At 70.1% G+C, this 19,830-nt stretch carries 16 protein-coding genes; 7 read left to right on the forward strand and 9 right to left on the reverse strand.

From position 1 onward, the window contains the following. Positions 1-8: 8 nt before the first annotated feature. Positions 9-1,430 (forward strand): bifunctional cytidylyltransferase/SDR family oxidoreductase, encoded by a 1,422-nt coding sequence (locus tag C3E78_RS05735; protein ID WP_108577393.1) that lies wholly within the window; start codon positions 9-11, stop codon positions 1,428-1,430. Positions 1,431-1,506: 76 nt separating this feature from the next. On the opposite strand, the gene C3E78_RS05740 is transcribed toward C3E78_RS05735, so the two are convergent. From C3E78_RS05740 to C3E78_RS05770, 7 genes are all read right to left on the reverse strand, one after another. Then, the gene (locus tag C3E78_RS05740; protein WP_108577394.1) at positions 1,507-2,607 is read right to left on the reverse strand and encodes a variant leucine-rich repeat-containing protein; all 1,101 of its coding nucleotides are present in this window, start codon (positions 2,605-2,607) and stop codon (positions 1,507-1,509) included. 54 nt (positions 2,608-2,661) lie between these two features. After that, positions 2,662-3,624, reverse strand: coding sequence for a phosphatase PAP2 family protein (locus C3E78_RS05745; protein WP_108577395.1), 963 nt, complete (start codon positions 3,622-3,624; stop codon positions 2,662-2,664). Continuing rightward, positions 3,621-5,096, reverse strand: coding sequence for an ArnT family glycosyltransferase (locus C3E78_RS05750; protein ID WP_135804850.1), 1,476 nt, complete (start codon positions 5,094-5,096; stop codon positions 3,621-3,623). Before C3E78_RS05750 ends, C3E78_RS05745 begins: the two co-directional genes overlap by 4 nt. A 9-nt stretch (positions 5,097-5,105) precedes the next feature. Further along, positions 5,106-6,323 (reverse strand): CDP-glycerol glycerophosphotransferase family protein, encoded by a 1,218-nt coding sequence (locus tag C3E78_RS05755; protein ID WP_108577397.1) that lies wholly within the window; start codon positions 6,321-6,323, stop codon positions 5,106-5,108. Beyond that, a complete protein-coding gene (gene glf / locus C3E78_RS05760) occupies positions 6,313-7,491 on the reverse strand; it encodes a UDP-galactopyranose mutase (protein WP_108577398.1) in 1,179 nt (392 codons plus the stop codon). Before glf ends, C3E78_RS05755 begins: the two co-directional genes overlap by 11 nt. After that, a complete protein-coding gene (locus tag C3E78_RS05765; RefSeq protein WP_108577399.1) occupies positions 7,481-8,455 on the reverse strand; it encodes a glycosyltransferase in 975 nt (324 codons plus the stop codon). Before C3E78_RS05765 ends, glf begins: the two co-directional genes overlap by 11 nt. An 88-nt stretch (positions 8,456-8,543) precedes the next feature. Further along, positions 8,544-10,364 (reverse strand): CDP-glycerol glycerophosphotransferase family protein, encoded by a 1,821-nt coding sequence (locus C3E78_RS05770; protein WP_108577400.1) that lies wholly within the window; start codon positions 10,362-10,364, stop codon positions 8,544-8,546. 53 nt (positions 10,365-10,417) lie between these two features. Between C3E78_RS05770 and C3E78_RS05775 the strand changes: the two genes are divergently transcribed. Beyond that, positions 10,418-11,773 (forward strand): TrkH family potassium uptake protein, encoded by a 1,356-nt coding sequence (locus C3E78_RS05775; protein ID WP_235833694.1) that lies wholly within the window; start codon positions 10,418-10,420, stop codon positions 11,771-11,773. Between the two features lie 7 nt (positions 11,774-11,780). Beyond that, entirely contained in the window at positions 11,781-12,440 is a 660-nt protein-coding gene (locus C3E78_RS05780; RefSeq protein ID WP_168217194.1) for a potassium channel family protein, read from the forward strand. A 15-nt stretch (positions 12,441-12,455) separates the two neighbouring features. On the opposite strand, the gene C3E78_RS05785 is transcribed toward C3E78_RS05780, so the two are convergent. Together C3E78_RS05785 and C3E78_RS05790 are read right to left on the reverse strand one after the other, a co-directional pair. Continuing rightward, positions 12,456-12,740, reverse strand: a complete 285-nt coding sequence (locus C3E78_RS05785; RefSeq protein WP_199906945.1) for a protealysin inhibitor emfourin — start codon at positions 12,738-12,740, stop codon at positions 12,456-12,458. Positions 12,741-12,757: 17 nt separating this feature from the next. After that, positions 12,758-13,816, reverse strand: a complete 1,059-nt coding sequence (locus tag C3E78_RS05790; RefSeq protein WP_108577401.1) for a M4 family metallopeptidase — start codon at positions 13,814-13,816, stop codon at positions 12,758-12,760. 139 nt (positions 13,817-13,955) lie between these two features. Between C3E78_RS05790 and C3E78_RS05795 the strand changes: the two genes are divergently transcribed. The 4 genes from C3E78_RS05795 to C3E78_RS05810 all read left to right on the forward strand — a co-directional run bounded on the left by C3E78_RS05795 (position 13,956) and on the right by C3E78_RS05810 (position 19,808). Next, positions 13,956-15,653 (forward strand): sodium:solute symporter family protein, encoded by a 1,698-nt coding sequence (locus tag C3E78_RS05795; RefSeq protein WP_108577402.1) that lies wholly within the window; start codon positions 13,956-13,958, stop codon positions 15,651-15,653. A gap of 9 nt (positions 15,654-15,662) precedes the next feature. Beyond that, a complete protein-coding gene (locus C3E78_RS05800; RefSeq protein ID WP_108577403.1) occupies positions 15,663-15,923 on the forward strand; it encodes a hypothetical protein in 261 nt (86 codons plus the stop codon). A 200-nt stretch (positions 15,924-16,123) separates the two neighbouring features. Beyond that, positions 16,124-18,943 (forward strand): leucine--tRNA ligase, encoded by a 2,820-nt coding sequence (leuS, locus tag C3E78_RS05805; RefSeq protein ID WP_235833695.1) that lies wholly within the window; start codon positions 16,124-16,126, stop codon positions 18,941-18,943. Between the two features lie 25 nt (positions 18,944-18,968). Next, positions 18,969-19,808, forward strand: coding sequence for a DegV family protein (locus C3E78_RS05810; RefSeq protein WP_108577405.1), 840 nt, complete (start codon positions 18,969-18,971; stop codon positions 19,806-19,808). Positions 19,809-19,830 lie beyond the last annotated feature (22 nt).

The following is a 19,830-nucleotide window of genomic DNA, read 5'->3' on the forward strand; positions in this document are numbered from 1 at the left end:
CTCGTCGCGTGACTCAACTGCGCAACGTGGCCGTGATCCTCGCAGGTGGAACCGGTACGAGGGTGGGCCTGTCGATCCCCAAGCAGCTCATCAAGATCGCCGGCAAGACGATCATCGAGCACACGATCGCCGCCTTCGAGGCGTCGCCGCTGATCGACGAGATCGTCATCCTCATGACCCCCGGCCACCTGGACCCGGTCCGGGCGATCGTGCAGAACGGCGGGTACGGCAAGGTCACCCAGATCGTCGAGGGCGGGCAGACCCGCAACGAGTCGACGAGCCGCGCGCTGGAGGCCCTGGGCACCGACGAGTGCAACGTCCTGTTCCACGACGCCGTGCGTCCGCTCGTGTCGCAGACGATCATCAGCGAGGTCGTCGCCGCGCTCGCGACCCACGAGGCCGTCGACACCGCGATCCCCTCGGCGGACACGATCGTGCAGGTCCACGACACCGCGCCGCAGACGACCGAGACCATCGAGGACGTCCTGCAGCGCCACCTGCTGCGCCGCGGGCAGACCCCGCAGGCGTTCCGGCTGTCGGTCATCCGCCGGGCGTACGAGCTCGCGTGGCAGGACCCCCACTTCACCGCGACCGACGACTGCACCGTGGTGCTGCGCTACCTGCCCGACGTGCCCATCGCCGTCGTGCTCGGCCACGAGCGCAACATGAAGGTCACCGAGCCGATCGACGTCTACATCGCCGACAAGCTCTTCCAGCTGCACTCCGCGGACACCCCGGACGCACTGACCGACGAGCAGTACCGCGCAGCGCTGGCGGGCAAGACCATGGTCGTGTTCGGCGGCTCGTACGGCATCGGCGGCGACATCGCCGACCTGGCGCGCGGCTTCGGTGCGAACGTGCACACGTTCTCCCGCTCCTCGACCAACACGCACGTCGACCGTCGCGAGGACATCGCCGCCGCGGCCGCCGCGGTGCTCAAGGAGACCGACACGATCGACTTCGTCGTCAACACCGCGGGCGTCCTGGTCATCGAGGACCTCGCGGACACGTCGGAGGAGACGATCTTCGCCGCGACCGAGATCAACTACCTCGCGCCGATCTTCATCGCGCAGGAGTTCTACCCGCACCTGGCGTCCGCGTCGGGCTCGCTGCTGCTGTTCACCTCGTCGTCCTACACGCGGGGCCGCGGCGGCTACTCGCTGTACTCCTCCGCGAAGGCCGCCGTGGTCAACCTGACCCAGGCACTGGCCGACGAGTGGGCCGGTGAGGTCCGGGTGAACTGCGTGAACCCCGAGCGCACCGGGACCCCGATGCGCACCAAGGCGTTCGGCGAGGAGCCCGAGGGCACCCTGCTGAGCTCGATGGAGGTCGCGCGCCAGTCGCTGGACGTCCTGCTGTCGCAGCAGACCGGCCACATCATCGACATCCGGCGCGAGGACGGCCCGGCCGCGATCGGCGGCGGTCGCTAGCCCGTCGCCGGGCCCCGGACGCACAAGGTCCCCGCGTCGACGTGGCTGTCGGCGCGGGGACCTCGACGCTTCAGGGCTAGACGCAGCTCTGGTAGTAGTACTGCGAGACCTTCTGGGCCGCCTCGGTGAACTCGGTGATCTTGCCGTTGATCTTCGACGGGTCGACCTTGGTCGGGTCCTTGAACGTGTCGAAGTAGTCGGCCATCACGGCGACCTCGGACTTGACCTGGCTGGGCGCCACGTCCTCCAGCTCGGCGTAGGAGACCGCGAGCTTGCTGAGCGAGTCGGTCAGCTTGTTGAGGTCCGTGCCGCCGCCGGACGTGCTGCCCATCGAGTCGAGCGTCTCCTGCTGCAGGTCCTTGAACCGGGTGCAGAACGGGTCGGAGCTGCCGCTGTCCGAGCCGAAGGTCGGCACGGTCGCGGTGGGCGCGTCGGCCGTGGGGACCTCGGTCGGCTCGGGCTCCGGCGTCTCGTCGGCGTCCTTGGTCTGCGAGGACGACGCCTCGTCCTTGTCGTCGTCGTCATCGCCGCCGAAGACCTTCGTCGCACCGAACGCGGCGCCGCCGATCAGCAGGATGACGACCGCGACCATGCCGGCCAGCAGCCAGAACTTCTTCTTGCTGCCGTCGTTGCCGTCACCGTCCTGGGACGCGAGCGGAGCGGCACCACCTGGGGGGACCGATCCGTACGATCCGTCGTTGGGTGCGGCGTACACGGCGCCGGGCTGGGCCGGCTGCCACGTCTGGGTGGGCTGGTACGACTGGGTCGGCTCGGCCGGCTGGAACGACTGGGTCGGCTCGGCGGGCTGGTAGGCCTGCTCGGCGGGCTGCGAGGGCACGACCGGCTCGGCGACGGGGGACGTCGGCTGCGACGGCACGACCGGCTCGGCGACCGGGGACGTGGGCTGCTCGGCGCTGGGCTGCTGGGCACTGGGCTGCACGCTCGGGATGACCTCGGTGGGGGTCGGTGTCGCGGCGGAGGAGCTGGAGCGCAGCGCGAGCACTGCGCTCACGGTCGCATCACCCTGCTGGCCGAGCCACTCCAGGAGTCCGGGGTAGGCCTGCGGGTGGACCGCGATGGCCGGCCACAGGGCGCGATCGGCCTGGGCGAGCTCGGCCAGACGCGCAGGCGTGGTGGACGGGTCCTGCGCCTCGCGGACCAGATCTTCGGATGCCATGAATTGGGTTCCTTCCCCGAACGGTGCCCCGTCATCTGACGAGCTGCGTGAAGATTATCGGCCTGACGGGGCTGTCGGCACGTCAGGCTGTCTCGGCGGTGCGGCGCGGCGGGTCTCCCAGAGCATGCACCCGATCATCACGAGGCCGGCGAGGGCCCAGCCGGCCAGGATGTCGATGACGTAGTGCTCGGCGTAGTAGATGAGGGCGGTGGCCATCAGCAGCGGGTAGAGCAGCAGGATCCAGCGCCACGCGCTGCGCAACCGGACGATGCCGTAGAGGGCGATCAGCATCGCCAGTCCGCCGTGCAGCGAGGGCATCGCGGCGACCGGGTTGCCGACCTTCGCCAGGGCGACGTGGAAGCCGCCGAGCCCGAGGTCGTCCCACCCGCGCCCGGTCAGGCGGGGCAGGCGCTCCCCGACGTAGCCCTCCTTGGACGCCAGCCACGGCGGCGCCATGGGGTACAGGACGTAGATCACGAGGGCGGCGAAGTTGATCACGACGTACCGCCGCATCCACGGGACCCACATCGCGCGGTCACGCAGCCACAGGACGACCGCGAGCGTGAGCCCGGCGACGAAGTGGGTGAAGTAGATCGTCGTGAGCACCTCGTCGTACCACCGCGGCGGGGTGCTGCCGCTGCACGGCGAGGCGCACAGGGCGTCCTGCAGGTGCTGGGTCGGCAGCGTCCCGCCCCCGATCCACTCGTCGAACCGGATCGGCATCGTCCAGTGGACCGGCATCGCGACGATCTCGTCGGACAGTCCCCGGCTGTAGAGATAGAGCACGAGCAGCGCGAACGCCGGCCACCAGTCCCGCGGGAACGCGAGGTGGCTGCGCCAGGGCGCGCGGACGTTGAAGGCCACGGTCGCGAGCCAGAGCCACGCGAACAGCTGGAACGGATCGGTCGGCACACCGATGAGTACGACGCACACGGCGAACGCGATCGCGTACGTGAGGAGGGCGGGACCCCGCCAGGTCCACGGCGTCGTCCGCGACGCCTCGAGCTCGGTGGTCATGGGCACGTCCCGGGAGTGGCCAGGGTCCGGTTCTCGCCGCGCTCCAGCCAGATCGTGCGACCGCACATCGTCGCGACCTTGCGGTAGTGGTCGCGGAGGTCGCCCTGCACGCGGTCCGCGTGGGTGATGCCCCAGGAGTCCACCCCGGACCAGTCGACGAACCAAGTGGGCCGGTCAGGCCCGGTCAGCACCGCGGAGAGCGTGGTGAGCTCGGGATCGAGGGTGCGCACGGGCAGGCTCCAGAGGTACGGGTACGGGCTCGACATCCCCGCGTTGCCCAGGACGTTCGGCTGACCGTAGGCGACGACGGCGGTGTCGGAGGGTTCGCCCGATTCTCTCAACCAGGTCCCGACGACCTCGGCCGTGGCCCCGTCCTGCGGCGGGACGGCAATCGTGTAGACGAGATTGCCGAGGAGGGCGACGACCGTGAACGCCGCGAGCGCGGTCCGCAGGCGAGGACGTACCTGGTCGGCCAGCAGCCCCACCGCGAGCGCCGAGGCCGGGACGAGCTGGAACAGGTAGTGCCCCCAGTAGCTGCCGCCCAGGATCGCGGTGCCGGACACGAAGGCGATCACCGCGAGCACCGCCAGGAGGACCGGGTCGCGGCGACGGGCCACGTGCCAGGCCGTCAGGATCGCGATGAACGCGAGGCCGCTGCCCACCCAGGTGGCCAGGAGGGTGAGCAGGCGGTCGGTCGTCGCGCCGCTGGCAGACCTGCGGATGACCTCGCCGGCCTCGGCGCGGAACGTCACGAGCGCGTCGAACAGCTCGGCGAGGCTCGTGCCCCGCGCCGCCGCCGCGGTGAGCCCCACCGCGAGGGTGACGACGACGCCCACGGCGCCAGCGGCCAGCACCGTCGCGGCACGGCGTCGGGCGGCCGGCTGCTGCCACCCGACCGCGAACGCCAGCACGATGGCGAAGACCACGCCGTCCCCGATGGTCTGCTTGACCAGGCCCGCGCACCCGGCCAGGACACCGGCGCCGAGGGCAGGCAGCCACGCGCGACGCTGCTGGCCGACCATCGCCTGGGCGGCGAGCGCGATTCCCCACGCCACGAACCCCGCGCACAGCATCTCGCCGTTCGTGCGCGGCACGCCGAACCAGTGGGCCGTGCTGAACAGGGCGGCTGCGGCGGCGGCCCACCTCGCTGCCTGCGCGCCCCGCACGACGTACGCGGCGCGAGCGACACCCAGCACCATCAGCACGCAGGACAGCAGCCCGATCAGGCGCAGCGCGGTGAGGTTGCCGGCGAGGTCCATGATCCACATCAGCAGGGGCGGCCGGTCGACCCAGTACGGGCCGTACAGCGAGTCGCCGTCACCCCAGGCGTTGCCGACGATCAGGTAGCCGGACTCGTCACGTCCTGCGGGCAGGCCCAGGAAGCACAGGCGGACCGCCACCATGGCCCCGATGGTCAGGGCCAGGTACACCGGGAGGCGCGCGGCGGAACGAGCCAGGTCCTTCGTCGTCACCCGTGCGCCCTACGGTCCGGTCGCGCCGGCGGCCTGGCGTGAGGCCCACTCCCGGTCGCGCAGCGCCATGGCGTCCTCGCACGCGGAGATGAAGCGGGTGGTCGCGACGCCGGGGCTCGGGTCGCCGAGGTAGTACTCGACCAGAGCGTCCCGGGCTGCCTTCGTCGGGTCGTCGGTCAGGTGCTCGGCGACGATCGCGGCGATGTCGTCGTCGGGCGCGAGCTGCGGCACGACGTCCATGAGGGCGCTCGGCGGGTAGGGGACCGCGGGGGCGGTGACCAGCATGGGCTTGCCGGTGGGCAGCCAGTTCAGCGTCACCGCCGACACGTCGGTCACGAGCAGGTCGGCGTCCGCGAAGGACTGCTCGAGCGGGACGGCCGTGTCGACGCGGTCGGCCAGCTCGCGCACGGCCGCGTCGGCCGCGGCGTACGACGGCCGGATCACGCCGTTGAGCGGGTGCGGACGGTAGACGACGCGGTACGTGCCGGAGAGCGCGCGCACGAGCGCCACGCCATGGGTCTCAAGGGAGCCGTACGACACCGAGGGCTGCGACGCCTCCCAGGTCGGGGCGTACAGGACGGTCCGACGACCGTCCAGCGACGGGGAGGGCAGGACCGGGGCGACGCCGTCGAGCTGCGGCTGGCCGATCAGGACGCTGCGTGCCTCCGCGTCGTAGAGCATCACGGCCGACGCCGTGCGGTCCACCGCTGCCTGCCCGGCCAGGAAGCACAGGTCGTACGCCTTGACCTGGTTGGACACCGAGACGCCCTTGTCGCTGTCGCCGTGCCCGATGTAGACGTGCACGAGCGAGGAGAAGCGCAGGCTCTCGAAGTTGATCGGGTCGTGGTTGACGTACAGCGCGAGCTTGACCTCCGACAGCGCCAGGATCTCGTCGAGCTGCCCGTAGCGGGCCAGGGTCACGCAGTCCAGGCCCGTCTCGTCGCGGACGATCCGTGCGGTGCGCGAGTCCTTGAAGACGCAGACCAGCCGGTGGGCGCTGTCGAGTGCCGTGAGCGCGTGGTACCAGGGACGCAGCTGGTAGAGGCTGTCGCGCGCCGTCGGGAAGTAGAGCATGACGTGCTGCTCGAAGGGACGGCCGAGACGGTCCTCGTCGGTCAGCTTGTCCGGCATCCCTGCAGGCAGGAACCGGGAGCGCCGCAACCGGCCGATCGCCCACAGGCGCAGGCGGTGGACCAGACCCACCCGCGCGCCGGCGTCAGAGGCCATGGTCGTCGAGCGCCGCGCCGTCGCGGAAGTGGGGGGCGAGCTTGTTGTCGTACATGCTGAGCGCCGCGCCGATCGCCATGTGCATGTCGAGGTACTGGTAGGTCCCGAGGCGTCCGCCGAACAGCACGTCCTTCTCGTTCCTGGCCAGCTGGCGGTAGGCCAGCAGCCGCTCACGGTCCTGGGGCGTGTTGACCGGGTAGTACGGCTCGTCCGCGGTGCCGGCGAACCGGCTGAACTCGCGCATGATGACGGTCTTGTCGCTGGGGTAGTCCCGCTCGGGGTGGAAGTGCCGGAACTCGTGGATGCGGGTGTACGCGATGTCGGTGTCGGCGTAGTTCATCACGGTGGTGCCCTGGAAGTCGCCGGTCGGCAGGATCTCGGTCTCGAAGTCGAGGGTGCGCCACGACAGGTCGCCGTGGGCGAAGTCGAAGTAGCGGTCGACCGGCCCCGTGTAGACGATCGGCACCCGGCCAACGGTCGCCGCCTTGTGCCACGGCTGGGACTCGTCGAAGAAGTCGGCCTCGAGCGTGACCGTGATGTTCTCGTGGTCGGCCATCCGCTCGAGCCACGCGGTGTAGCCGTCGGTGGGCAGCCCCTCGTACGTGTCGGAGAAGTAGCGGTTGTCGTACGTGTAGCGGACCGGCAGGCGGCTGATGATGTCGGCGCCGAGCTCGCGCGGATCGGTCTGCCACTGCTTGGCGGTGTAGCCCTTGATGAACGCCTCGTAGAGCGGCTCGCCGATCAGCGAGATCGCCTTCTCCTCGAGGTTGGCCGGCTCGTGGGTGATCATCGCGGCCTGCTCGGCGACCCAGGCGCGCGCCTCGTCGGGGGAGTAGGCGGCGCGCTGGAACTGGTTGATCGTGCCGAGGTTGATCGGCATCGGGAAGACCTCGCCGCGGTACGTCGTGTAGACGCGGTGCTGGTACGACGTGAAGGTCGTGAACCGGTTGACGTACTCCCACACCCGCTGGTTGGAGGTGTGGAACAGGTGCGCGCCGTAACGGTGCACCTCGATGCCGGTCTCGGGCTCGATCTCGCTGTAGGCGTTGCCGCCCAGGTGGTCGCGACGGTCGATGATCTGGACCTTCAGGCCCAGCTCGCGGGCGCAGCGGTCGGCGATCGTCAGCCCGAAGAAGCCGGAGCCGACGATCAGGAGGTCAGCGGTCATGGCTCAATGGTGCCGGTACGTCCGCAGGATCCATGGGACGCCACGAGCTGTCGTGCCACAGGGCGCGGTTGGCGCGGAAGCCGCGGACCAGGTCGCCGATCCCCTTGAGGGTGTGCTGCACGACCACGAGGCGGAAGACCTCCTTGGCCAGCGTCAGCGCGGTGCCCAGGCCGAAGCCGACCCGGTGGAGCTTGCCGTACTCGCGGAAGTACTTGCCGACGTACGCCCGGTTGCGGATGACGTGGAAGCGGAACAGCGCGCTGCCGTCGTTGAGGTGCCGGATGCCGAGGTTGACCTGCTTCTGCTCCCGCTTGCGCTTGAGCACGAACGCGTCGACGTACGCGACGTCGGTGTGCTGGGCGGCGAGCCAGGCGTACGTGGCGTCGTCCCAGGAGATGAAGAAGCGGGGGTCGGGCAGGCCGATCCGGCGCACGACGTCGGCGTGGATGAGCATGCCCTCGAACGTGCCGGAGTTCGTGATCGCGTAGCCCTCGCGGCCGAACTGCTTGCCGCTGTACGGCAGGGGGACGCCGAGGAACTCGTTGAACTTGGCCTGCCAGTAGAACGGGGAGCCGTCGAAGTCGTAGCGACGTCCGTGGATGACCTTGAACCGCTCCATCCACGGGCTGAACTGCTCGATCGCGTCCGGCAGGATCTCGACGTCGTCGTCCATCAGCCAGACCCAGTCGGCGCCCAGCTCGAGGGCGACGCGGGTGCCCTCGCTGAAGCCGCCGGAGCCGCCGGTGTTGGTGGCGAGGCGGTGGTTGACCAGCACGCCCTCGGGGAAGTCCTGCGCCGCGGCGGCGATGACGTCCTGGGTGTCGTCGGTGCTCGCGTTGTCGACGACGACGATCCGGAACGGCTGCGTCTGCATGACCGCCGCGCTCGCGAGCAGCTCCACGAGGAACGTCGATCGGTTGAACGTCACGATCGCGATGGCGATGTTCCCGGCAGCCGAATTCACCCCGCAACCCTATCGTGAGCCGCGAGCCCGCCTGCGCCAGCGCGCGGCGCGGGTGAGGAGGATCTCGCGACCGGCTCCGGTGGGCCGCTCAGATCCCGGGGGTGTCCGTCACCGGGATCTCGCTGGTCGAGGTGCCGTCGTGGTACGCGGCACGATCGATCTCCGAGCGGGCGATCATGGCGTCGATCGCGGCCTGGAACGCCTCAAGGGTCCGCTGCTCCTGCGGGCCCAGGAGGTACGTCGCGAGGCGCGCCCGGGCAGGCGCCTGGACGTCGGGCGCCTTGCGCGTGACGACGTCGATGAACTCGGCGATCCCGCGGCCGTCCCGGCCGATCGTCGTCCCGGCACCCGTCGACGGGTACTCCGCGCGGAACGTCGCGTCGTCGAGATCGGTGTGGTTGAAGACCGCGTACGGCTTCTCGCTGGCCAGGAAGTCGCTGACGACGCTGGAGATGTCCGTGACCATGGCGGAGGCTCGGTTGAACCACTCGTTGATGGAGCCGCCCTTGACGACCCGGTGGTCGATGCCGGTGGCGGCGGCCGCATCGTCGAGGAGGGCGGCGATCCGACCGAGGACCGCGCGGTACTTCGCGTCGCGCTGGCCGGTGAACGGGTGCGCCTTGAACACGACACGCACCGGCGGATCGGCCGCGAGGAGGGCCTGCACGACCCGCACGCCCACCGCGGACACCGAGGAGTACTCCTGCTCGTGGTTGACGCCCTCCCACGTCGGCGCGTAGAGGACGGTCGGGACCTCTTCGTCGCCCAGCAGCGGCTCCCGCCTGATCGCGTGCACCTGGGGCCGGCCGACGAACCGGTACTGGTCCTCGTGGATGCCCAGCCCGGAGCGGCGGTAGCGGTCGGCGCCGGCCTCTCCCGCGACCCACAGCTCGTCGTACGCGCGGGAGAACGGGTTGTTCGAGGCGCTCTTGTCGCTGTCGCCGTGCCCGATGAACGCACTCATCATCGTCGGCAGCCGGAGCAGGTGGATGTTGTTGCCGGTGTTCGAGGGGTAGAGGGCGATGCGCGCCGCCGAGAAGTCGAGCATCAGGAGCTCGCCCGCGTCCTTCAGCCCCAGCACCGGGATCGAGGTGGACGCGACCTTGCCGAACAGGGGCTGGTCACGGATGACGATGAACACGCGACGGTCGAGCGCCTCGAGGCTCTCCAGCCAGGTGTTGATCTGGTACGCCGCGGTCTCGGGGCCGCTGAGGTGCACCACGACCTCGGGCCGGTAGTCGTCGAGGAAGTCCTGGATCTGCCGCAGCGGGCCGGTGAACCCGGTCGCCCGCTTGGCCTGGCGCATGCCCCAGGACGCGCGGACGTCCGGCAGGGTGACCCAGGCCAGGGCCAGCGTGCCGAGGGTGCCGAGGGCGAGCACGAGCCACCACGGGGCGCCGACCGCCGCCGGGACGAGGACCAGCAGCTGCGCCGCGACGACGACCGGAAGGCGCCGCGGGGGCGCCTCGTGGATGCGCGGGGAGCCCGGGATGTTGCGGGTCGTCATGGGCTTCAGCGGACCGACGCGGCGGTACTCCTCGTGCAGCGCCCGGCCGCACAGGACGAGGGTGAACGCCATGCTGACCACCAGCAGCGTGCGCAGCGACCCACCGCCGTCGACGTGGTGGCGCGCGGCGACCAGGCACACGATGACGCGCAGCGCGAAGCGCATCGGGATGCCCAGCGCCGCCTGCCGCAGCAGCTGGGACGTGCTCGACCCCGGACGCTCGGAGAACATCTCGCCAACCACCGAGATGAGCAGCAGGACCAGGGCCACGGTGTCGAGCCCCACCGCGGCGCTGACGGCCGCGAGAGCGAGACCGCCGACGGTGGCGGCGGTGCCCGGCAGCTCGTTGCTCCGACCCATCCGGGAGAACACGGCCTGGGCGGCACGAACGGGCGAGAGCATGTCGAGGAAATTATCACGCGTGCGCCGGGACGCCGCTGCGGTAACGTCGTGCCGTGCCCCGCCCTCTGAGGCTACGGATTCCTGCCTCGATCGCGCATCCGGTCCGCCTGCTTCCGCTGACGTTCTTCGCCCTCATCCTGGTGGGGACGCTGCTGCTGCTCATGCCGTTCGCGCGCTCGGGCGACGCCTCCCCGGGATTCATGCCCGCGTTCTTCACCTCCACCTCGGCGGTCACGGTCACCGGCCTCGCGACGGTCGACACCTCCACGTACTGGTCGCCGGCCGGGCAGGGGATCATCCTGGGGCTGGTCGAGATCGGCGGTCTCGGCATCGTCGCCCTGGCCACCGTGCTCGGCCTGTTCATCGGCGGCCGGCTCGGGCTGCGGACGCGCCTGGTCGCCCAGGCGGACATGCACGTGGTCAACATCGGCGAGGTCAAGCCGCTGTTTCGTCGCGTCGCGGTGACGATGGTGTTCTTCCAGACGGTCACCGCCGTGGTGCTGACCCTGCGCTACCGCGGGTCCTACTTCGACGACCTGCCCACGGCGCTGTGGCACGGCGTGTTCGACGCGATCATGGCGTTCAACAACGCCGGTTTCTCGCTCAACCGCGACAGCCTCGTCGGGTACGCGGGCGACGGGCTCATCATCATCCCCATCGCGTTCGCGGTGTTCGTCGGCGCGATCGGCTTCCCGGTGCTCGCCGAGCTGTTCAGCGGGTGGCGCACCCCGTCGCGGTGGACGATCCACACCCGGCTCACGATCTGGGGCTCCATCGGCCTGCTCGTCGTCGGCGCGGTCGCGTTCCTGGCGTTGGAGTGGAGCAACCCCGCCACGCTGGGCGGCGAGGGCTTCTGGCACAAGCTGGTGACCGGCATCGAGGGCGGCATCATGCCCAGGTCCGGTGGCCTCAACAGCTTCGACTGGGGGTCCGTGCGGCCCGAGACCCTCAACATGGGCACGATCTTGATGTTCATCGGAGGCGGCAGCGCGAGCACCGCCGGCGGCATCAAGATCACGACGTTCCTCCTCCTGGCGTACGTCATGTGGGCCGAGCTGCGCGGCGATCCCGAGATCACCGTCGGCGCCCGGTCGATCGGTCCCCGCGTCGCGCGCACGGCCATCACGATCGCGCTCCTCGCGGTGATGCTGGTGGTCACCACGACGTTCCTCGTGATGCTCATGACGGACTTCGAGTTCGACCAGGTGCTGTTCGAGTGCACGTCGGCGTTCGCGACGGTCGGCCTGAGCACCGGGATCACCCCCGACCTGCCCGTGAACGCGCAGTGCGTCATCATCGGGCTCATGTTCGTTGGGCGCGTCGGCACGATCGCTGCGGCCGGCGCGCTCGTCCTGCGGCGTAGGATGCCGCGATACCACCTTCCCGAGGAACAACCGATCATTGGCTAAGGACCCCATGACCTCTCCGACCAGACCCGTCATCGTGCTGGGCCTGGGTCGCTTCGGCGCGGCCGTCGCCCGCTCCCTCGTGCAGCTGGGCCACGACGTGCTGGCGGTCGACGAGCGCGCCGACATCGTGCAGAAGTTCGCCAGCGACTTCACCCACGTCGTCGCCGCCGACACCACCGACACCGAGGCACTGCGCCAGATCGGCGCCGAGCAGTTCCAGGTCGCCGTGGTGGGCATCGGCACCGACATCGAGGCCAGCGTGCTGACCGTCCTCGGGCTGCTCGACCTGGGCGTCAAGGAGGTCTGGGCCAAGGCCATCAGCGGCAAGCACGCCGCGATCCTGGAGCGGGTCGGGGCCACCCACGTGATCCGGCCCGAGTCGCAGATGGGCAAGCGGGTCGCGCACATGGTCACCGGCACCATGACGGACTTCATCGAGTTCGAGGGCAACTTCGCGATCGCCCGCACGCGGTCGCCGTCCCGCGCCACGGGCAAGACGTTGCTGGAGGCCGGGCTGCGGCGGGACTTCGGCGTGACGATCGTGGCGATCAAGTCTCGCGGCGAGGACTTCGTCTACGCGCAGGCGACGACTCCCGTCCACGATGGGGACGAGCTCATCGTCTCGGGTCCGACCAGGAAGGTCGAGGCGTTCTGCGCGCAGTCGTGAGGTCCGCCGGGCGGCTCATTCGTGCGGCGACGTCGACCGCTTGACCTCCTCGGCGAGCTGGCGCCACGGCCCGTCGAGCTCCCGCTCGGTGACGACCGCCTCGAGATCGGCCACCCGGAAGTCGTAGACGAAGCCGTCCGGCACCGGGTCGTGCGGCGCCTCGTCCCACGGGCACGCCTCGACGATCGGCCGCCAGTGGTCGGCGTCCTGCGGGGCGTCGACCTCGACGGACCACTCGCGCCGCAGGCCGGCGAGGCCACCGGTGCGCACGACGGTGATGACGAAGGGCAGCTCGTCCACCCGGCACCTCCTCGGAACTAGCCTGTGGCGCCAGTGTCCCTGATCGGCAGCCCGACCGTCGACCACGCCTCCACCACGGCGGTGTGCTCGTCGGACTGTCCGCCGTACCGGGCCGCGGCAGCGGCAGCGGTCGCCACAGCGAAGTCGGTGAAGGTCGCGGTCGGGCTCAGGTCGCCGCAGATCGTGTCGTACCAGATCTGCCCGGCGCGGTCCCACGCGTTGCCGCCCAGTGCGGTGGCGGCCAGGTAGAAGGCGTGGTTGGGGATGCCGGAGTTGAGGTGCACCCCGCCGTTGTCGTCGCTGGTGTCGACGTAGTCGGCCATCGTGGCGGGCTGCGGGTCCTTGCCGAGCACGTCGTCGTCGTACGCGGTGCCCGGCGCCTTCATCGAGCGCAGTGCGCTGCCCTCGACCTGGTCGGTGAACAGGCCCTCGCCGATGAGCCAGCTGGCCTCGGCCGCGCTCTGCCCGCGGGCGTGCTGCTCCACCAGGGCGCCGAACACGTCGGAGACGGACTCGTTGATCGCGCCGGACTGGCCCGCGTAGACGAGGTCGGCGGTGAACTGGGTCACCCCGTGGGACAGCTCGTGGCCGATCACCGACAAGGACGCGGTGAACCGGCCGAACACCTGGCCGTCGCCGTCGCCGAACACCATCTGCCGCCCGTCCCAGAAGGCGTTGTCGTAGTCGGTGCCGTAGTGGACCGTCGCGAGCAGCGGCAGACCCGCCGCGTCGATCGAGTCGCGCCCGTAGGCGTCGGCGAACAGGGCGTACGTGGCGCCGAGGCCGTCGTACGCCTCGTCGGTGGCGACGTCGCCGGTCGGGCCGTCACCCTCGCGCCGGACCGTCCGGCCCGGGAGCGTCTCGCGGCCGCCGGCGTCGGCGATCGTGCGCTCGGGGCCGGTCGGCGTGGTGGGGGTGACGGGCCCCTCCGGGAAGGCCGTCGTGGGACCGCCGGGGCGGGGTCGCAGCTCGCTGGCCAGGGCGCGGCGGGCGGCCTCGGCGGCAGCGCGGAGGTCCTCGCGTTCCAGGCGGGACAGGTGCTGGAGGAGATAGGGCGGGACGATGCTGTGGCGCATGTCTCCACGGTAGATGTGTCCACCGACACCTGTGACACACCCGACGAGTCCCAGCGTATGCATCCGCGCGCGGGCGGGGGTAACGTCCCCTCAGAGCCGGCCGAGGGGTCGTGCCTCCATCTCGACCAGGGGGATCTGCATGCTCCGCGCAGCTGACGAGACGTTCCGGCTCGACGCCGACTTCTTCGACTACACGATCATCGCGCTGTACTTCGTGGTGGTGATCGGGATCGGCGTCCTGGCCCGCAGACAGATCTCCTCGAGCCTCGACTTCTTCTTGTCCGGACGCTCGCTGCCCGCGTGGGTGACCGGCCTGGCGTTCATCTCGGCCAACCTCGGCGCCGTCGAGATCATGGGCATGTCGGCCAACGGCGCCCAGTTCGGCGTCGCGACGTTCCACTACTTCTGGATCGGCGCGGTCCCGGCGATGCTGTTCCTCGGCGTCGTCATGATGCCGTTCTACTACGGCTCCGGCGTGCGCAGCGTGCCCGAGTTCATGCGCCGCCGGTTCGGCACCGGTGCGCACCTCGTCAACGCCCTCAGCTTCTCGATCGCGCAGCTCCTGATCGCCGGCATCAACCTCTACCTGCTCGCCACGATCGTGAACCGGCTGCTCGGCTGGCCGTTGTGGGTCTCGCTCATCGTCGCGGCGATCGTGGTGCTCAGCTACATCACCCTCGGTGGCCTCTCGGCGGCCATCTACAACGAGGTGCTGCAGTTCTTCGTGATCGTCGCCGCGCTCACCCCGCTGACGGTCATCGCGCTGCACAAGGTCGGCGGCTGGCAGGGCATCAAGGACAAGGTGCAGCCGAACAACGAGCAGCTCTCGTCCTGGCCGGGAACCGACCTGACCGGCATCGCCGACCCGTTCTGGTCCACGGTCGGCATCGTCTTCGGCCTCGGCTTCGTGCTGTCCTTCGGCTACTGGACGACGAACTTCGTCGAGGTGCAGCGGGCCATGGCCTCGGACTCGCTGTCGTCCGCCCGCCGCGCGCCGATCCTGGGCGCGTTCCCGAAGATGTTCATCCCGTTCATCGTGATCATCCCCGGCATGATCGCCGCGATCATCATCCCGGAGATCTCGAACCTGAAGTCGGGGCAGGGCGACACCGGTGGTGCGACGTACAACGACGCGATCCTGCTGCTCATGCGTGACCTGTTGCCCAACGGCATGCTCGGCATCGCGATCGCCGGCCTGCTGGCCTCGTTCATGGCCGGCATGGCGGCGAACATCTCGGCGTTCAACACGGTCTTCTCGTACGACCTGTGGCAGCAGTACGTGAAGAAGGACCGGAACGACAGCTACTACACCGGGGTCGGGCGGATCGCGACGGTCGCCGCCACCGTGATCGCGATCGGCACCGCGTGGTTCGCGTCCAACTACGACAACCTGATGAACTACCTGCAGACGCTGTTCGGCTTCTTCAACGCCCCGCTGTTCGCGACGTTCATCCTCGGCATGTTCTGGAAGCGGATGACGGCCACCGCCGGTTGGACCGGCCTGGTCGCCGGCACGGCCGCGGCCGTCACGGTCGCGTTCCTCAGCGAGGACGCCTTCGGCAGCGCCAGCACCGGGACCCTCGAGCTGAGCGGACAGGGCGCGAGCTTCGCGGCGGCCGGCGCGGCGTTCATCGTCGACATCCTGGTCAGCATCATCGTCACCACGATGACCAGACCTCGCGACGAGAAGGAGCTGAAGGGCCTCGTGTACTCCCTGACACCCAAGGAGTCGCTGGTGGACCCCGACAGCGCGGCGCTCCCGTGGTACCAGTCGCCGACGAAGCTGGCCGGCATCGGGCTCGTGCTGGTCATCATCCTCAACCTGCTGTTCCGATAGGAGATCGTCATGAGTGACAATGCGCCCAAGAAGAAGGCCGGTCTCTTCGACATCCGCGTCGTGATCGGCGGTCTGCTCGGCATCTACGGCCTGATCCTGGTGCTGCTCGGCCTGTTCAACGCGAGCGACGCCGAGCTGGCCCGCGGCGACGGCCTCAACATCAACCTGTGGGGCGGGCTCGGGATGCTGGTCGTCGCGATCGCCTTCGGCGTCTGGGCGCGGCTGCGCCCGGTCGTCGTCCCCGAGGAGCCCGACGACACCACCCGCTGACGAGTCACGCACGGACGCTGAGGAGTCACGTACGGACGCTGACGAGTCGCGTACGGATCCGTACGTGACTCCTCGGTCTCCGTACGTGACTCCTCGCCGTCCGTGCGCGACTCCTCGGCGGACGGGCGAGCGGGGGCCCGGTCGGTGTCGAGTGCGTGCGGGGGAGGGGTGTGCCTCGGCCCACGGGTAACATGCGGTCAGTGAGCACGACTGAAGAAACGACGACGTCCCACCGCTACACGAGTGAGCTGGCGGGGGACATCGAGCGCCGCTGGCAGGAACGGTGGGACGCCGAGGGCACGTTCGAGGCACCCAACCCCGTCGGCGACCTCGCCGGCGACGTCTCCGGCGAGAAGTACTTCATCATGGACATGTTCCCGTACCCCTCGGGTGCGGGCCTCCACGTCGGCCACCCGCTCGGCTACATCGCGACCGACGTCGTGGGCCGCTACCGCCGCATGCAGGGCGACAACGTCCTGCACGCGCTCGGCTACGACGCCTTCGGCCTGCCCGCGGAGATCCACGCCGTGCAGACCGGTGAGCACCCGCGGACGAACACCGTCGCCAACATCGCCAACATGCGCCGCCAGCTGCGCCGTCTGGGCCTGGCGCACGACCCGCGCCGCAGCTTCGCCACGATCGACCCCGACTTCGTCAAGTGGACGCAGTGGATCTTCATCCGAATCTTCGAGTCCTGGTACGACGAGGAGCAGGGCCGCGCCCGGCCGATCAGCGAGCTCGTGGCCGAGTACGAGGCCGGCTCCCGCACCGCACCCGACGGCGCCCCGTGGTCCGAGCTGGCCCCGTTGGAGCGTCGCCTGCTGATCGACTCGGTCCGCCTGGCGTACGTCGACGAGTCCCCGGTCAACTGGTGCCCGGGCCTCGGCACGGTCCTGGCGAACGAGGAGGTCACCGCGGAGGGACGCAGCGAGCGCGGCAACTTCCCGGTCTTCACCCGCAACCTGCGCCAGTGGAAGATGCGCATCACCGCGTACTCCGACCGCCTCATCGACGACCTCGAGCGGGTCGACTGGCCCGAGTCGGTCAAGAACATGCAGCGCAACTGGATCGGCCGCTCCCACGGCGCCCGCGTCACGTTCCGCGTCGAGCAGGCCGGGACGTCGTTCGACGTCTTCACGACCCGTCCCGACACGCTGTTCGGCGCGACGTACGCCGTGCTGGCGCCCGAGCACGGCCTCGTGGACACCCTGACGACCTCCGCGTGGCCCGAGGGCACGCCGCAGCAGTGGACCAACGGCAAGGACACGCCGGCCGAGGCAGTGGCGGCGTACCGCGCGACCGCCGCGGCCAAGACCGACCTCGAGCGCCAGGAGAACAAGGAGAAGACCGGCGTCTTCACCGGCTCCTACGCGACCAACCCGGTCAACGGCGAGCAGATCCCGGTCTTCATCGCCGACTACGTGCTGACCGGCTACGGCACCGGCGCGATCATGGCCGTCCCCGGTGGCGACCAGCGCGACTGGGAGTTCGCCGAGGCGTACGACCTGCCGATCATCCGCACGGTCGAGGCGCCCGAGGGCGTCGAGGGCGCCTACCCGGGCGAGGGTCCGGCGATCAACTCCGCGCACGGCGACCTGGACATCAACGGCCTGGGTATCGACGACGCGAAGGCCGCGGTCATCACCTGGCTGCAGCAGCACGGCGCCGGCGAGGGCACCACGACGTACCGGCTGCGGGACTGGCTGTTCAGCCGTCAGCGCTACTGGGGCGAGCCGTTCCCGATCGTGTACGACGAGCTGGACCAGCCGATCGCGATCCCCGAGTCGATGCTGCCGGTCGACCTGCCCGAGGTGCCGGACTACTCGCCCAAGACGTACGAGCCCGACGACGCGCTGAGCAACCCCGAGCCACCGCTCGCCCGCGCGGACGACTGGGTCAACGTGACGCTGGACCTCGGTGACGGCCCGCGCACGTACCGCCGCGAGACCAACACGATGCCCAACTGGGCCGGGTCGTCCTGGTACGAGCTGCGCTACACCGATCCGCACAACCCCGACCGCCTCGCCGATCCCGAGAACGAGCGCTACTGGCTCGGTCCGCGCAAGGACGGCGACGTCGGCGGCGTCGACCTGTACGTCGGCGGCGTCGAGCACGCGGTGCTGCACCTGCTCTACGCCCGGTTCTGGCACAAGGTGCTGTTCGACCTCGGCCACGTGTCGAGCGAGGAGCCGTTCCACCGCCTGTTCAACCAGGGCTACATCCAGGCGTACGCGTACACGGACGAGCGGGGCACGTACGTGCCGGCCGACGAGGTCGAGGAGCGCGACGGCGGCTGGTTCCTCGGCGACAAGCCGGTCAACCGCGAGTACGGGAAGATGGGCAAGAGCCTCAAGAACATCGTCACGCCCGACGAGATGTACGACGCGTACGGCGCCGACACGTTCCGCGTGTACGAGATGTCGATGGGCCCGCTGGACGTCTCCCGCCCCTGGGACACCCGTGCCGTGGTCGGCTCGCAGCGCTTCCTGCAGCGGGTCTGGCGCCTGCTGGTCGACGAGGAGACCGGCGAGCTGAAGGTCGACGACGCCGGGCTCGACCGCGACACGCTCCACGTCCTGCACACCACGATCGACGGTGTCCGTGCCGACATGGAGCACCTGCGCTTCAACACGGCCATCGCCAAGCTGATCGAGCTGACCAACCACCTGACCAAGGTCGGCGTCAGCAGCCGCGCTGCGGTCGAGCCGCTGGTCCTGATGCTGGCGCCGCTGGCCCCGCACCTCGGCGAGGAGCTGTGGTCGCGCCTCGGCCACGCCGACTCGCTGATCCGGGCGCCGTTCCCCGAGGCCGACCCCGCGCACCTCGCGGCGTCCTCGGTCACGTGCGTCATCCAGGTGCTGGGCAAGGTGCGCGGCAAGATCGAGGTCGATCCGGCGATCGGCGACGACGAGCTCACGGCGCTCGCGCTGGCCGAGCCCAACGTGGTCCGGTCCATCGACGGACGGGACATCCGCAAGGTGATCGTGCGGGCGCCCAAGCTCGTCAGCATCGTTGTGTGATCGGCGACACGGATAGGCTTCGGCCATGATCGCGATCGTCACGGACTCCACGTCCTCGCTGTCGCGGGAGGACGCGGAGCGCGAGCGGATCACGGTCGTCCCGCTGCAGGTCATCATCGGCGCCGACGTCTACACCGAGGGTGAGGACGTCACGTCGGAGATGATCGCGGACGCGCTGGGCTCGTTCGTGCCGGTCAGCACGTCCCGGCCCACGCCCGACCACTTCCTCGAGGTCTACGAGCGACTGGCGGCCGAGGGAGCCGAGGCGATCGTCTCGATCCACCTGAGCGCCCAGATGTCGGGGACGCTGGACTCGGCGGTGCTCGCCGCCAAGCAGTCGTCGGTGCCGGTGACCTGCATCGACTCCACGCAGGTCGGCATCGCGACCGGCTTCGCTGCGGGGCGTGCCGCGCAGGCACGGGACGCGGGCGCGGACGCTGCCGGGGTCGCGGACGCCGCGCGCCGAGCGGGCGAGTCGTCGACCGCGCTGCTGTACGTCGACACGTTGGAGTACCTGCGTCGCGGCGGACGCGTCGGCGCCGCGGCCGCGCTGATCGGGTCGGCGCTCGCGGTCAAGCCGATCCTCACGATCGCGGACGGGCTGGTCGTGCCGCTCGAGCGCGTCCGGACGCAGACCAAGGCGCTCGCGCGGCTCGAGACGTTGGCCGTGGAGTCCGCGCAGGCGTGCGAGAACGGCTTCGACATCGGCGTCCAGCACCTGGCCGGTCTCCCGGCCGCCACCGCCGTCGCGGGCCGGCTGGCCGAGAAGCTCGGCCGTGAGTCGATCCCGGTCGACGAGGTGGGCGCGGCGATCGGTGCCCACGTGGGACCCGGCATGATCTCGGTGACCGTCACCCCCCGCTGACCCCCTTCCTGCGTGCGGTGGG

It is taken from the genome of Aeromicrobium chenweiae (assembly GCF_003065605.1).
Classification (GTDB): Bacteria; Actinomycetota; Actinomycetes; order Propionibacteriales; family Nocardioidaceae; genus Aeromicrobium; species Aeromicrobium chenweiae.